The sequence below is a fragment of the Protaetiibacter mangrovi genome, assembly GCF_024752305.1.
Classification (GTDB): Bacteria; Actinomycetota; Actinomycetes; order Actinomycetales; family Microbacteriaceae; genus Homoserinibacter; species Homoserinibacter mangrovi.
The window spans coordinates 370,064-382,773 of the sequence record NZ_JANTHX010000005.1 but is presented as its reverse complement, the minus strand read 5'-3'; the positions used below and the strand labels follow the sequence as shown (position 1 = coordinate 382,773).

14 protein-coding genes are annotated in these 12,710 nt (G+C 72.6%); 5 read left to right on the top strand and 9 right to left on the bottom strand.

Annotated features, from left to right (window positions below; all coding sequences use genetic code 11):
- Nucleotides 1-8: 8 nt before the first annotated feature.
- Nucleotides 9-1,355 (bottom strand): anthranilate synthase component I family protein, encoded by a 1,347-nt coding sequence (locus tag NUH29_RS06670; RefSeq protein ID WP_258798249.1) that lies wholly within the window; start codon nucleotides 1,353-1,355, stop codon nucleotides 9-11.
- 11 nt (nucleotides 1,356-1,366) lie between these two features.
- On the opposite strand from NUH29_RS06670, the gene NUH29_RS06665 reads away from it, so the two are divergent.
- Both NUH29_RS06665 and NUH29_RS06660 read left to right on the top strand, forming a co-directional pair.
- Nucleotides 1,367-2,200, top strand: a complete 834-nt coding sequence (locus NUH29_RS06665; protein WP_258798248.1) for an aminotransferase class IV — start codon at nucleotides 1,367-1,369, stop codon at nucleotides 2,198-2,200.
- Complete coding sequence (locus NUH29_RS06660; protein ID WP_258798246.1) at nucleotides 2,197-2,874, top strand: DedA family protein; 678 nt, start codon at nucleotides 2,197-2,199, stop codon at nucleotides 2,872-2,874. Before NUH29_RS06665 ends, NUH29_RS06660 begins: the two co-directional genes overlap by 4 nt.
- 45 nt (nucleotides 2,875-2,919) lie before the next feature.
- Here NUH29_RS06660 and NUH29_RS06655 read toward each other — a convergent pair whose 3' ends face one another.
- The 5 genes from NUH29_RS06655 to NUH29_RS06635 all read right to left on the bottom strand — a co-directional run bounded on the left by NUH29_RS06655 (nucleotide 2,920) and on the right by NUH29_RS06635 (nucleotide 6,899).
- Nucleotides 2,920-3,837 (bottom strand): glycine betaine ABC transporter substrate-binding protein, encoded by a 918-nt coding sequence (locus tag NUH29_RS06655; protein WP_258798245.1) that lies wholly within the window; start codon nucleotides 3,835-3,837, stop codon nucleotides 2,920-2,922.
- Between the two features lie 17 nt (nucleotides 3,838-3,854).
- Nucleotides 3,855-4,589 carry an ABC transporter permease gene (locus NUH29_RS06650; RefSeq protein WP_258798244.1) on the bottom strand — a complete coding sequence of 245 codons (735 nt, stop codon included), beginning with the start codon at nucleotides 4,587-4,589 and terminating at the stop codon, nucleotides 3,855-3,857.
- Entirely contained in the window at nucleotides 4,586-5,269 is a 684-nt protein-coding gene (locus NUH29_RS06645; protein WP_258798243.1) for an ABC transporter permease, read from the bottom strand. The genes NUH29_RS06650 and NUH29_RS06645 overlap by 4 nt, the downstream gene beginning before the upstream one ends.
- Nucleotides 5,266-6,087 carry an ABC transporter ATP-binding protein gene (locus NUH29_RS06640; RefSeq protein WP_258798242.1) on the bottom strand — a complete coding sequence of 274 codons (822 nt, stop codon included), beginning with the start codon at nucleotides 6,085-6,087 and terminating at the stop codon, nucleotides 5,266-5,268. The genes NUH29_RS06645 and NUH29_RS06640 overlap by 4 nt, the downstream gene beginning before the upstream one ends.
- Before the next feature lie 161 nt (nucleotides 6,088-6,248).
- Nucleotides 6,249-6,899 (bottom strand): TetR/AcrR family transcriptional regulator, encoded by a 651-nt coding sequence (locus NUH29_RS06635; protein WP_258798241.1) that lies wholly within the window; start codon nucleotides 6,897-6,899, stop codon nucleotides 6,249-6,251.
- A gap of 83 nt (nucleotides 6,900-6,982) precedes the next feature.
- On the opposite strand from NUH29_RS06635, the gene NUH29_RS06630 reads away from it, so the two are divergent.
- The 3 genes from NUH29_RS06630 to NUH29_RS06620 all read left to right on the top strand — a co-directional run bounded on the left by NUH29_RS06630 (nucleotide 6,983) and on the right by NUH29_RS06620 (nucleotide 9,531).
- Nucleotides 6,983-8,035: an App1 family protein phosphatidate phosphatase gene (locus NUH29_RS06630; protein WP_258798240.1), complete on the top strand. Its 1,053-nt coding sequence runs from the start codon at nucleotides 6,983-6,985 to the stop codon at nucleotides 8,033-8,035.
- Between the two features lie 98 nt (nucleotides 8,036-8,133).
- A complete protein-coding gene (locus tag NUH29_RS06625) occupies nucleotides 8,134-8,424 on the top strand; it encodes a hypothetical protein (protein ID WP_258798239.1) in 291 nt (96 codons plus the stop codon).
- Between the two features lie 30 nt (nucleotides 8,425-8,454).
- Nucleotides 8,455-9,531, top strand: coding sequence for a winged helix DNA-binding domain-containing protein (locus NUH29_RS06620; RefSeq protein ID WP_258798238.1), 1,077 nt, complete (start codon nucleotides 8,455-8,457; stop codon nucleotides 9,529-9,531).
- 31 nt (nucleotides 9,532-9,562) lie between these two features.
- On the opposite strand, the gene NUH29_RS06615 is transcribed toward NUH29_RS06620, so the two are convergent.
- From NUH29_RS06615 to NUH29_RS06605, 3 genes are read right to left on the bottom strand one after another with little or no spacing between them, the layout of a single operon-like run.
- The gene (locus NUH29_RS06615) at nucleotides 9,563-10,753 is read right to left on the bottom strand and encodes a glycoside hydrolase family 3 N-terminal domain-containing protein (protein WP_258798237.1); all 1,191 of its coding nucleotides are present in this window, start codon (nucleotides 10,751-10,753) and stop codon (nucleotides 9,563-9,565) included.
- A 23-nt stretch (nucleotides 10,754-10,776) separates the two neighbouring features.
- Nucleotides 10,777-11,727 (bottom strand): carbohydrate ABC transporter permease, encoded by a 951-nt coding sequence (locus NUH29_RS06610; RefSeq protein ID WP_258798236.1) that lies wholly within the window; start codon nucleotides 11,725-11,727, stop codon nucleotides 10,777-10,779.
- On the bottom strand, nucleotides 11,727-12,686 hold the full coding sequence (locus NUH29_RS06605; protein WP_258798235.1) for a carbohydrate ABC transporter permease: 960 nt from the start codon (nucleotides 12,684-12,686) through the stop codon (nucleotides 11,727-11,729). Before NUH29_RS06605 ends, NUH29_RS06610 begins: the two co-directional genes overlap by 1 nt.
- Nucleotides 12,687-12,710 lie beyond the last annotated feature (24 nt).

Sequence of the window (12,710 nt, the reverse complement as noted above, 5' to 3'; positions counted from 1 at the left end):
GAGCGAGCCTAGGCGCTGCCGAGGGCGCCGAGCAGCGCGGCGGCCTTCAGCCGCGCCTCGGCCAGCTCGGCGTCGGGGTCGGAGAGGGCGGTGATGCCGCCCCCGGTGCCCACGGATGCGCCGTCGGCGTCGATCACGATCGTGCGGATGGTCATCGCGAGGTCGGCGGAGCCGTCGGCGGCCAGATAGCCGAACGCGCCCGCGTAGGGTCCGCGCGGCCGCGCCTCCAGGCCGTCGAGCACCTCGATCGCGCGCAGCTTCGGGGCGCCCGTCATGGATCCCGCCGGGAAGCAGGCGGCCACCGCATCCACCGCGCCCATCCCGGGCAGCAGACGGCCCTCGATCGTCGACACGAGCTGGTGCACGTGCTGGTACGACTCCACCTCGAGCAGCCGCGTCACCGCCACCGAGCCGAGCTCGCACACCCGCGAGAGGTCGTTGCGCATGAGGTCGACGATCATGAGGTTCTCGGCGCGCTCCTTCTCGCTCGCCACGAGCTCGCCGTGCAGGCGCGCGTCCTCGTCGGGGCGGGGGTCGCGAGGGCGGGTGCCCTTGATGGGGCTCGTGCGCACGAGCCCCGACGCGTCGATCTCGAGGAAGCGCTCGGGCGAAGCCGACACGAGGGCGGTTCCGCCGATCCGCACGAGGCCGCCGTGGTGGGTGGCGCCGGAGGCGCGCACCGCGTCGAAGACGGCGAGCGGATCGAACGCCCCCGCGACCCGTGCCTCCGTCGTGAGGCACAGCTGGTAGGCGTCGCCCTCGTGGATCGCGTGCTGACAGGCGGCGATGTTCGCGAGGTAGCGGTCGGGGGTGTCGTGCCAGGTGATCGAGTAGCTCGGCGCAGCCGAGCGTGTCGAGATCCGCGCGTCCGTGTCGGTCGGTTTCGACACGCCGCTGACGCGGCTACTCAACCGACGGGTGGCGGCGACCACCGCATCGCGCCACGCGCCCAGCTCGCGGTCCCACGACCCGCCGAGCGCGAGGAGCGCGGCGGAGCCGTCGGCCTCCACCGCGACCAGCCGGTCGACGCGCAGGAACGCGGCATCCGGATGCGGACCCCGCGCGCGGACCGGCACGCCCGTCGTCTCGCCGCGCAGCTCGTAGCCGAGCCACCCCACGACCCCCAGCGGAACGCCGCCGAGCGGCTCGTCGACGGCCGGCGCGGCGAGCTCGGCCCGCAGGGTCGGCAGCACCTCGCCGGCCTCGGGCACGACGCGCTCCCCGGTACCGAGGAACGCGCGGCCGCCCGGCCCCGAGTCGAGCCAGAACGCGTCGCCCTCGGGGTGCAGGGTCGCGAACAGCGCGCGGGCGTCGAATCCGTCGCCGAGCGGATGCCGCAGGAGCCGGAGACGCATAGCCTGATGATATGAGCGCACCCGCGTCCGCACCGGCGGCCACGACGTCGCTGTGGCAGGGCGGCGAGCTCGTGCCCCGCGACGACTGCGACCTCGCGCCCGCGATCGTCGAGGTGGCGGACTCCTGGCTGGTCGAGGAGGGCACGGTGCGCGGACTCGAGCTGCACCGCGAGCGCTTCCTCACCTCGATCCCGCGCTCCCGGGCACGCGATCTCGACCTCGAATCGTTCTGGAGCGCGAGCATCGCCGGCATCCCGCGTCACGGCGCGTGGTTCCCGAGGGTGGAGCTGCGCGAGCAGCTCGGCATGCCGCAGCTGCTGTTCCGGCTGCGCGAGGCGCCCGCGCTGCAGCGCTCGCTCATCCTGACCACCCACACCGGTCGCGACCCGCGCACCCAGCCGACCGTGAAGGGCCCCGACCTCGGCGCGATGGTGAGACTGCGCACCGAGGCTCAGCGCCGCGGAGCCGACGAGGCGGTCATCGTCGACGACGACGGCCACATCGTCGAGGGGTCGACCACCTGCCTCGTCTGGTGGGACGGCGGCACCCTGTGCGTTCCCGACCGGACGATGCCGCGCATCCCGTCGATCACCGAGCGCACCGTGGTCGCCCTCGCCACCGCGCTCTCGATCCCGATCGACGAGCAGCGGGTGCGTCCCGAGGAGCTCGACGGACGCGAGGTGTGGGCGCTCAACGCGCTGCACGGCATCCGCATCGTCACGGCGTGGCAGGGCGGCCCCGCCTCGACCGCCGAGGAGCCGGGGCGTCTGTCGCGTTGGCGGCTGCGCCTCGACGCCCTGCGCCGCCCCCTCCCCGAGCCGGACGGCGGGATCGGCGCGGCGTGAACTGGTTCACCGACACGCTCACCTGGCTGCTCGACGCCGTGCAGTCGGTCGATCCGGTGCTGCGCACGCTGCTCGCCGGGGTGGGGATGTTCCTCGAGACCTCGGTGCTCGTCGGCCTCGTCGTGCCCGGCGACACGATCGTCATCGTGTCGGCCACCGCCATCGGCAGCCCCGCCGAATACGTGGCGCTGCTCGTCGTGGTGGTGGTCGGCGCCCTCGGCGGGGAGTCGGTGGGTTTCGCCCTCGGCCGCTACTTCGGACCCCGGATCCGGCACTCGCGTCTCGGCCGCCGCATCGGCGAGCACAACTGGCATCGCGCCGAACGCTACGTCGACCGCCGCGGCGGGATCGCGGTGTTCGTGTCGCGGTTCCTGCCGGTGCTGCACTCGCTCGTGCCGCTCACGGTGGGGATGAGCCCGATGAGCTACCGCCGGTTCCTCGCATGGACGGCGCCCGCCTGCGTGCTGTGGGCCGCCGCCTATGTGACCGTGGGGGCGGTCGCGGCAGGCTCCTACCGCGAGCTCTCCCAGCAGCTGCACTGGGCGGGATACGTGTTCGTGGGCATCATCGCGGTGTTCCTGATCGCCGTGGTCGTCGGCAAGAAGCTGCTGGAACGCGCGGAGGCGCGCCATTGGGCGCACCCCGCCGAGGACGAGACCGACTCCCAGGAGTGAGGTGGCCGGAAGCCGCCGCGTGCGACGACTCCCGGCCACCCGCGGTCAGATCAGACCCTGGCCGTTCAGCCACTGTGTGGCGATGGCATCCGTCGACTTCTGGTCGACGGTGGACCGCACGTTGAGGGCGATCAGGCCGGCGGGCGTGAGCTTCGCGCTCACCGCGTTGATGATGTCGGCGATCTCGTCCGCGATGTCGGCGTTCACGAGCGGCACGACGTTGGATGCCAGGAACAGGCCCTTCGGGTCGTCCAGGGTCACCAGGTCCTCCGTCTGGATGCGCGGGTCTGCGCTGTAGACGTTGGCGATGTTGACCGTGCCGGCCACCAGGTCCTCCACGGTGGTGTCGCCCGTCGCCTGGAACTGCACGTCGACGCCGTAGAGGCTCTTGAGGCCCGTCGGGCCGTACGGACGCTCTTCGAGCTCGGGTGCACCGCCCAGGATGAGCGGGACGTCGACCGAGGCGAGGTCGTCGAGGCTCGTCAGGCCGTACTGGTCGGCGAAAGCCTTGGTGACGTTGTACGAGTCCTGGTCGGTCGCGGGCGACTGGTCGAGCACCGTGAGGCCGTCGGGCAGCGCGTCCTTCAGGGCCGCGTAGACGTCGTCGGAGGTGGTCGCCGTCGTGTCGGGCTCGTAGTACTGCAGCAGGTTGCCCGTGTACTCCGGGAACAGGTCGATGGTGCCGTCCTCGAGCGAGGGGAGGTAGGCGTCGCGCTGACCGATGTTGAAGTTGCGCTCGACGGTGTAGCCGGCGTTCTCGAGCGCCTGCGCGTAGATCTCGGCGATGATCTCGTTCGAGTAGTACGCCTGCGACCCGATGACGATCGTGTCGCTGCTGCCCGAACCGGTATCCGTGCCGCCCGAGTCGAGGGGATCCCCGGAGGCACACCCTGAAAGGGCCAATGCCGCCCCAACCACGACCGCACCGAGTGCGAGCCGGCCCTTGTTCCGTGCTGTGAACATCACGTTCTCTCTTCTCTTCATTCGGTGGCAGGTTCCACCACCGCGCGGCGCCGGGTCGGCGTCGCGCGGACATCGGGGGTGCGTCCCGCGGAGACTCCACGCGGGACGACGAGGTGCTGCAGCACGGCGAACAGCCCGTCGAGCACGAGGGCGAGGGCGACCACGACGAGGGCGCCGCCCAGGATCTGGGTGAAGTCGCGCAGCGGCACACCCTGGATGATGAAGTAACCCACGCCGCCGAGGTTGATGTAGGCGGCGATCGTGACGGTGGCGACGACCTGCAGCGTGGCGGAACGCAACCCGCCGATCAGCAGCGGCAGCCCGAGCGGCACCTCGATGCGCCACAGGATCTGCCACTCGGTCATGCCCATGGCGCGACCCGCGTCGATGACCCGTCGATCGATGGCCTCGAACCCCGAGTAGGCGCCGGCGAGGATCGAGGGGATCGCGAGCAGCACGAAGGAGACGACCGCGGCCTCGGGCTTGTGCAGCACCCCGAAGATCAGCACCAGGAGCACGAGCAGCCCGAACGACGGCACGGCACGCGCGGCTCCCGACACCGCGACGGCGACCTCGCGACCGCGACCGGTGTGCCCGATCGCCCAGCCGAGCGGCACGGCGACGAGCGCGGCGACGACGACCGAGACGAAGGTGTAGGCGAGGTGCTGGCCGATCGCGAGCGGAAGGGACACGCTGCCCTCGAGCCGCTCGGGCGCGAAGATCCAGGCGATGGCGTCGGCGAAGAGGTTCATGCCGCCTCCCCCAGACGCAGGGCGAGGCGCCGGCGCCGACCCGCGGTGCGTCGCGGCGCCCAGGGCATGAGCAGGCGCCCCGCCAGCACCAGCAGCGCGTCGATCACGAGCGCCACGAGCATCACCGCGATCACCCCGGCGAACACCTCGGGGATGATGCGCCGCTGCAACCCGTTCGTGAACAGGTAGCCGAGGTTCTCGACGCCGATCAGGATGCCGACCGTCGCGAGCGCGATCGTCGACACCGCGGCCACGCGGAGCCCGGCGAGGATCACCGGCCCCGCGAGCGGGAACTCGACCGTCCAGAACCGCCGCCACGGACCGTAGCCCACCGCCGTCGCGGCCTGGCGCACGGCGGGGTCGACCGAGCCCAGCGCATCCGAGATCGAGCGGGCCATGATCGCCACGGCATAGATCGTGAGCGCGATCACGAGGTTCGCCTCGGAGAGGAAGCGGATGCCGAGCACCGTCGGCAGGATCGCGAACAGCGCGAGCGACGGGATCGTGTAGAGCAGCCCGGTCACGGTCAGCACGAGCCCGCGCGTGAGTCGGAAGCGGAACGCGACCCAGCCGAGCGGGATCGCCAGCACGAAACCGAGCAGGATCGGCAACAGGCACTGCCGCAGGTGCTCGAGCGTGAGCGCCGCGATCAGGTCGAGGTTGTCGAGCACCCAGGTCATGCGTCGCCTTCGACGAGCACGCCCTGCGTGCGACCCGCGGCGTCGACGAGCACCGTGCCGGCGCCGGTGCGCTTGGCGTGCAGGGCACGGGTTCCACGTTCGGTTCCGATGAACGAGGCCACGAACTCGCTCGCGGGGGCCTCGGTGATCTCGGACGGCGAGCCGATCTGGGCGATCTGGGCACCCTTCTCGAGGATCACCACCTGGTCGCCCAGCAGGAAGGCCTCGTCGATGTCGTGGGTGACGAAGACCACGGTCTTGTCGAGCTCCTGCTGCAGCCGGATCGTCTCCTGCTGCAGCTCGGCCCGCACGATCGGATCGACGGCGCCGAACGGCTCGTCCATGAGCAGGATGTTCGGATCGGCCGCGAGCCCGCGCGCGACGCCGACCCGCTGCTGCTGCCCGCCCGAGAGCTGGCTCGGGTAGCGCTTCGCGAGGGAGCGGTCGAGGCCGACGGTGTCGAGGAGTTCGAGCGCCTGCTCGCGCGCGCGCTGGCGCGGCACCCCGGTGAGCACCGGGACGGTCGCGACGTTGTCGATCACGGTCAGGTGCGGCAGCAGCCCGCCGTTCTGCATGACGTAGCCGATGCTGCGACGCAGTTTCACGGGGTCGCGGTCGTGCACGCTCTCGTCGTCGATGAGGATCTCGCCCGAGGTGGGGTCGACCATCCGGTTGATCATGCGCAGCAGCGTGGTCTTGCCGCTGCCCGACGACCCGACGAGCACCGTCGTCTTGCGCGCCGGGATCACGAGACTGAAGTCGTCGACCGCCACGGTGCCGTCGGGGAATCTCTTCGTCACCGAACGGAACTCGATCATGCTCGCCCCTCCGTGCCGACGCGGGGGCGCCGACTCCACCACCACTCAACCGTATGGGGCGCCCCCGACGCTGGCTCGGGCCGATGACGGATCGTTAAGGAATCGCCCCCGATCGCGACGACGCGCGATCGGGGGCGATCCGGACGATCATCCGGGCCGGGTCAGCGGCGCGGGATCGGGAGGTAGTCCGAGAGGATGTCGCGCGCCGCGCGACGGGTGGCCTCGAGCAGCTGGGGGTCGCCCTGCGGGTCGCGGGCGAACGCCCGGGACACGAGCGCGTCGGTGGCCTCGATCGCCACCTGGAAGCCGAAGCGCACGCGCGGGTCGTCGTCGAGGTCGAAGCGTTCGATGAGGGCGTCGTAGATGGCGTCGGACATCACCGCGTTGCGGAGCGTGCCCTCCGCCGGGCGCAGGTCGAGCACGTCGCCGAGCCGGAGCGAGGCGAAGCCGGGCTCCTCGCGGAAGAAGGCCACGAGCACGTCGAAGGTGGCCGCGAGCGCGTCGAGCCAGTCCCCGTGGGCCGGGTCGGCCATCGCGTCGGTCACGCGGTGGATGATGCGCTCCTCGTTGCGCGCGGCGAGGCTCTGCAGCACCGCGATGCGATCGGGGAAGTAGCGGTACACCGTGCCGATGGACGCGCCCGCGCCGTCGGCGACCATCGCGGTCGTCAGGCGCTCGTAGCCGATCTCGTCGACCACGGCGGCGGCCGCGTCGAGCAGGGCTGCGAGGCGCGCTGTGCTGCGCGCCTGCATAGGCTCGTTCCGGATCAGGCTCGCGTGGATGTCGCGAGCGGCGGCCAGGGTGTCGGGCACAGGTCACTCCTCCGTCGTTGCGGTGATTGTAGCCCGACTGCACCTTGGTCGGGGCTGGGAACGGCCGTGACACACTGGGGAGCATGGAGTCCCGCGCCGAGGCCTCGTCCGCGGACGCGGAGAGCCCCCGTGTGCACCTCGCCGCGCGCATCGAGGACGCCGTCCATCGCCTCCGCGAGCGCAACGGTCGGCGCCGGGGGCTGGTCCCCACGATCGTGCCGTTCCCCGGGTACGGAGGCGACGGCTGGCTGCGCGTCCTCGGCCGCGTCGTGCTGGTGCGCCCGGGCCGCCGCGCACCCGACCGGTACACCAGCATCCGGGGGTGGCGCAGCTTCACGAGCATCCCGGTGCGCGACGCCGAGATCCACGTGCGGGCCGGTGGATCGGAGCACGTCATCCACGCCGACCGCGGCGGGGTGATCGACTCCCGCGTCGAGGCGCGCATCCCGGCCGGCTGGGGCTCGATGCTGCTGACGCTCGAGGGGTCGGACGCGATCGAGGCCCCCGTCTTCGTCGTCGACGAGGACGTCGACTTCGGGGTGGTGTCGGACGTCGACGACACCGTGATGGTGACGGCGCTGCCGCATCCGCTGCTCGCCGCCTGGAACACCTTCGTCCTCAACGAGCACGCCCGCCGCCCCGTGCCGGGGATGTCGGTGCTCTACGACCGCCTCACCGCGGCGCATCCGGGCAGCCCCGTCATCTACCTCTCGACCGGCGCCTGGAACATCGTCACCACGCTCGACCGCTTCCTGTCGCGCCACCTCTTCCCGCGGGGGACCTTCCTCCTCACCGACTGGGGTCCGACGACCGACCGGTGGTTCCGCAGCGGACAGGAGCACAAGAAGGCGAGCCTGGCCCGGCTCGCCGCCGAGTTCCCCGGCGTGCGCTGGCTGCTCATCGGCGACGACGGCCAGCACGACGAGGAGCGCTATCGCGAGTTCGCGGACGCCCATCCCGGGAACGTCGCGGCGGTCGCGATCCGCGAGCTCACCCCCGGCGAGGCCGTGTTCTCCGGGGGGCGCTCGCCCCGCGAGACCCACGAGGGCGCGGCGCCGTGGGTGTACGGGGTGGACGGGGCGGAGCTGGCCGGTCAGCTCACCGCGCTCGGCCTGCTCGAGACCCCCCGCGCGTAGCCCGCGATCCGTTGCCCCCCGGACGGGGGACTGCTAGCGTGAAGCCACCCCCCAGGGCCGGCTCCCCCACCGGCCCATCCCACCCGAAGGATCGCGGCATGCCCGGGCTGCTCACCCTGCTGATCGTCGCGCTCGCCGCGGCGGCCCTCACCGCCGTCGTGAGCGCCCTCGTGGTGCTGCACCGCGCGCGGCGGCTCGCCCCGCGCCCCGCGCTCGCCGGGGGTGCGCTGCTGGCCCTGACCGGAGCGGCCGCGGCGCTCGGCGTCTCGGCCCTCGCGGTGGCGCCCGCCGCGGCGACCGCCCCGGCCGCCGACGCGGACGTCGAGGTGGTCACTGTCGTCGACACGGCGCCCGACGTGCAGCTGCCCACGCTCGCGCTCGACGAGTAGCCCGTCGGCGGCACGCGGCAGACTGGCCGGGTGACCACCCGCCCCTCCGCCCGCGACCGCCGTCACCTGACGGGTCTGCGCCTCGCCGCCCAGGGGATCGCCGAACCTCGCGCGGCCGACCCGGTCGAGGCGGTGCGCGCGATGCTCGCCCTCCAGGGGCAGGACTACCTCGGCGTGCTCTGGTCGGCGGGGCTGCGCACCGCATCCGCGACCGAGGCCGACGTCGAGGCGGCCCACGCATCCGGAGCGCTCGTGCGCTCCTGGCCGCTGCGCGGCACCCTGCACCTGGTGGCCGCGGAGGATCTCGGATGGATGCTGTCGCTCACCGGCGAGCGCACCGTGCGCGGCGCCGCGGGCCGGCACCGGCAGCTCGGGCTCGACGACGCCGACTTCGCGCGCGCCGCCGCGATCGCGCGCGAACGGCTGGGCGGCGGCGGACGCGCCGATCGGGCGGAGCTGCTGGAGGCGTTCCACGCGGGCGGCGTGGGCACCGAGGGCCAGCGCGGCGCGCACCTGCTCGGCAACCTCGCGCACACCGGGCTCATCGTGCTCTCGGGGCGCACGGAGTACGCCCTGCTCGACGAGCACGTGCCGCATCCGCGCCGACTCGACCCCGACGCCGCCCTCGACGAGCTCGCCCTGCGGTACTTCACGGGCCACGGCCCCGCATCCGTGCCCGACCTCGCCTGGTGGTCGGGACTGCCCCTCACGCCGGTGCGCGCAGCCGTCGCGCGCGTGCGCGACCGGCTCGACGCGCTCGAGGTCGACGGTGTCGAGTACCTCATGCGGCCCGGGCTCGAACCGCTCGCCGACCGGGTGCACGCACTGCCGGGCTTCGACGAGTACCTGCTCGGCTACGCCGACCGGGCCGCCGCGCTGCCCCCCGAGCACGCCGACCGCATCGTGCCGGGCGGCAACGGCATGTTCCTGCCGACGCTCGTCGCGCGCGGCGAGGTCGTCGGCACCTGGACGCGCGACCGCAACCGCCGAACCGTCCGGGCCACCCCGCTGCCGTTCGCGCCGCTGCCCGCCGCGACCGAGCGCGGTTTCGCCTCCGCGATGCGCCGCTACGGGCGCTTCCTCGGCTCCCCGATCGAGGTCGGCTGAGCCGCGCGCAACCCGGGAGGCCGGAGCCGCGTCAGCTCGCGGCCACCGCACACGCCCCGGAACACCGCACGTAGGGGGTGTCGGAGGAGGCGGATGCGCGGCGCAGCTCGAGCACCCGGCGGGCGGCGTCCTCCAGGCGCGAGGCCGGGATCGTGCCGTCGGCGACCTGCTGCGCGATGCGGGCCGCGACGGCGGCCGGGTCGACCGGGCCGGCGTAGAGCAGCAGGTCGGCGCCCGCGGCGAGCGCCGCCGCCCCGTTCGCGGCGGGATCCACGAGCGCCGGCTCGCCGCCGGCCTGCAGCATGCTGAGCGAATCGGTGACGATGACGCCGTCGAAGCCGAGGTCCTCCCGCAGGATGCGGTACCAGGCGGGCGAGAGCGAGGCGGGCGCCTGGTCGACCGCGGTGTAGCGCAGGTGCCCCACCATCACGAGCTCCGCGCCCGCGGCGATGCCCGCCTCGAACGGCGGCGCCTGCGTCGCCCGCCACTGCTCGAGGCTCATCGAGGTCGACGGGATGAGCTGGTGGGAGTCGCCCGCGACCGCGCCGTGGCCGGGGAAGTGCTTGAGCGTCGAGAACACGATGCCGTGCTCCCCCGCGACCGCCTGCGCCACGCGCGCCGACACGGATGCGGGGTCGCCCCCGAACACCCGCGGCGCGATGAACGAGCCCGGATCGGCGGTCGCATCCGCGACGATGCCGAAGTTCACGTCGAAGCCTCCGGATGCCACCAGCCGCGCCCGGTCGGCGACCGCCGCACGCGTCGCCTCGGGCGGCATCCGTCCGAGCGCGGGGGCGCTCGGACCCGGGTCGTCGAGGCGCGCCACCGTGCCGCCCTCCTGGTCGACGGCGGTGAGCGGCGGCAGCCCCGGGTCCGTCGTGAGCGCCCCGGTCAGCGCGGCCGAGACGGCGGGCGAGTACCGCGTGTCGCTTCCGAGCAGGATCACGCCGCCGACCCCGGATGCCGCGACCGCGGCCCGCGCCGTCGCCGGATCGGTGCTCGGGATGCGCACCATGATGACGCTCTCGGCGCGCTCCAGCGTCGTCATGTCGGCGAGGCGGGCCTCGACGTACGTCGCATCCGGATCCACGGCCGCGGGCGCGACCGACGGCTGCCAGGCGCGCGGCGGCGCGGCCGAGACGGGCGCCGGCGAGGGGGCGCAGGCGGCGAGCGCCGCGGCGGCCAGGACGGTCGCCGCGAGCCCCGCCGCCCGCATCCGCATGGATCCAGCGTAGGGCGCGGGCGCTACCCCTTCACGGCGCCGCCGAGTCCGGCACCCCGCAGGATGAGCCGCTGGAACAGCAGGAACAGCACCACGGGGATGATCGTCGCGATCGCGAGCGAGGCGAGCGTCACGTCGAGCTCGGTCTGCGACTGGATGTTCGGCAGGCGCACGCCGAGCGGCTGCACGGCGGCATCCGTGAGCACGAGCTTCGGCCAGAGGTAGTCCTTCAGCGAGGCGATCACGATGAACACCGACACCACGCCGAGGATCGGCCGCGACATCGGCAGCACGATCGACCAGAACACGCGCACCGGGCCCGCGCCGTCGGTCTTCGCGGCCTCGAACACCTCCTGCGGCAGGCTGTCGAAGAACCGCTTCACGATCAGGATGTTGAACGCGTTCGCCGCCGTCGGCAGCCAGACCCCGAGGTAGTTGTTGAGCAGACTCGGCCCGAACGGCGGCCTCGCGACGGTGATGAACAGCGGCACGAGCAGCACGACCGACGGCACGAAGAGCGTCGCGAGCACCGCCGCCTGCAGCACCCGCGCGTAGGCGGGCCGCAGGATCGCGAGCACGTAGGCGCCGCTCGTGGCGATCACGAGGCCCACGACGAGCTGGCCGAGGGCGAGGGCGATCGTGTTGAAGAAGTACTTGCCCACCTCGACGTCGACCCAGGCCTGCTCGAGGTTCGCCCAGTCGATGCCGCTCGGCCAGAACTGCAGCGGGTACTGGATGGTGTCCTGCGTCGTCGAGATCGCCGCCTTGGCGAGCCACAGCAGCGGTCCGAGGCCGACCACCACGAGCCCGCCGAGCAGCAGCACGTGCGACAGCACCTGCCCGACCTTGACCGGCCGGCGGCGGCGGTCGTGCGGCGACAGGATGCCGCGCTCGACATCCGGCTCGGAGGCGGCCTCCAGGCGTCGGCGGGCGCGGAAGCTCGGGCGCCCCGGCAGTCGCGTGAGGGTGGTCATCAGTTGGTGCTCCACTTCTCGGTGGCCTTGAAGTACAGGAACGAGGCGGCGGCGAGGAAGAGCGCGAGCATGACCGACAGCGCGGTCGCCTCGCCGTACTTGCCGCCCAGGCTGTTCTCGAACGCGTAGCGGTAGATGAGCAGCAGCACCGTGACGGTCGCGTTGTTCGGCCCGCCGCCCGTGAAGAGGTACGGCTCCAGGAACACCTGCGCGGTCGCGATGATCTGCAGGATGAGCATCACGAAGATCACGCCGCGCAGCTGCGGCAGCGTCACGTGCCAGATCTTGCGCCAGATGGAGGCGCCGTCGACCTCGGCCGCGTCGTAGAGCTCCGGCGGCACCGCGAGCAGCGCCGCGAGGTAGATGATGATCGAGCCGCCGGCCGCTGCCCAGGTCGCCTCGAGCACGAGCGAGGGCATCGCCTGGGTCGCATCCTGGATCCACGGCTGGGGCGGGATGCCGAACCAGCCGATGATCGTGTTGAACACGCCCGTCGGGGCCGCCGAGTAGAAGAACTTCCACAGCAGCACCGCGACCACCGGCGGCACGATCACGGGCAGGTAGGCGAGGGCCGAGTACAGGCCCTTCATGCGCTTGACCTCGCTCATCAGCACCGCCATGAAGATCGGCAGCGGGAAGCCGAAGACGAGGGCGAGCAGCGCGAAGTAGAGGGTGTTGAGCACCGCGCGCCCGAGCAGCGGATCGCTCAGCACGTTCACGAAGTTGTCGAACCCGACGAACTGGTAGGTGATCAGGTTGGTCTTCTGGAAGCTCATCCAGATCGACTGCAGGATCGGCCACCAGCTGTAGATCGCGAACACGAGGATCATCGGCAGCGCGAACAGCAGGGTGACGAGCCCGCCGCGGCGCACCCATCCGCGGATGCTGCGGTCGCGCCGGCGGGGCGCGTGCTGTCGAACCGGGGGCGCCACGGTGCGCCGGTCGTCGAGGACGGTCATGTCGGGTTCCTTCGAGTAGGAGGG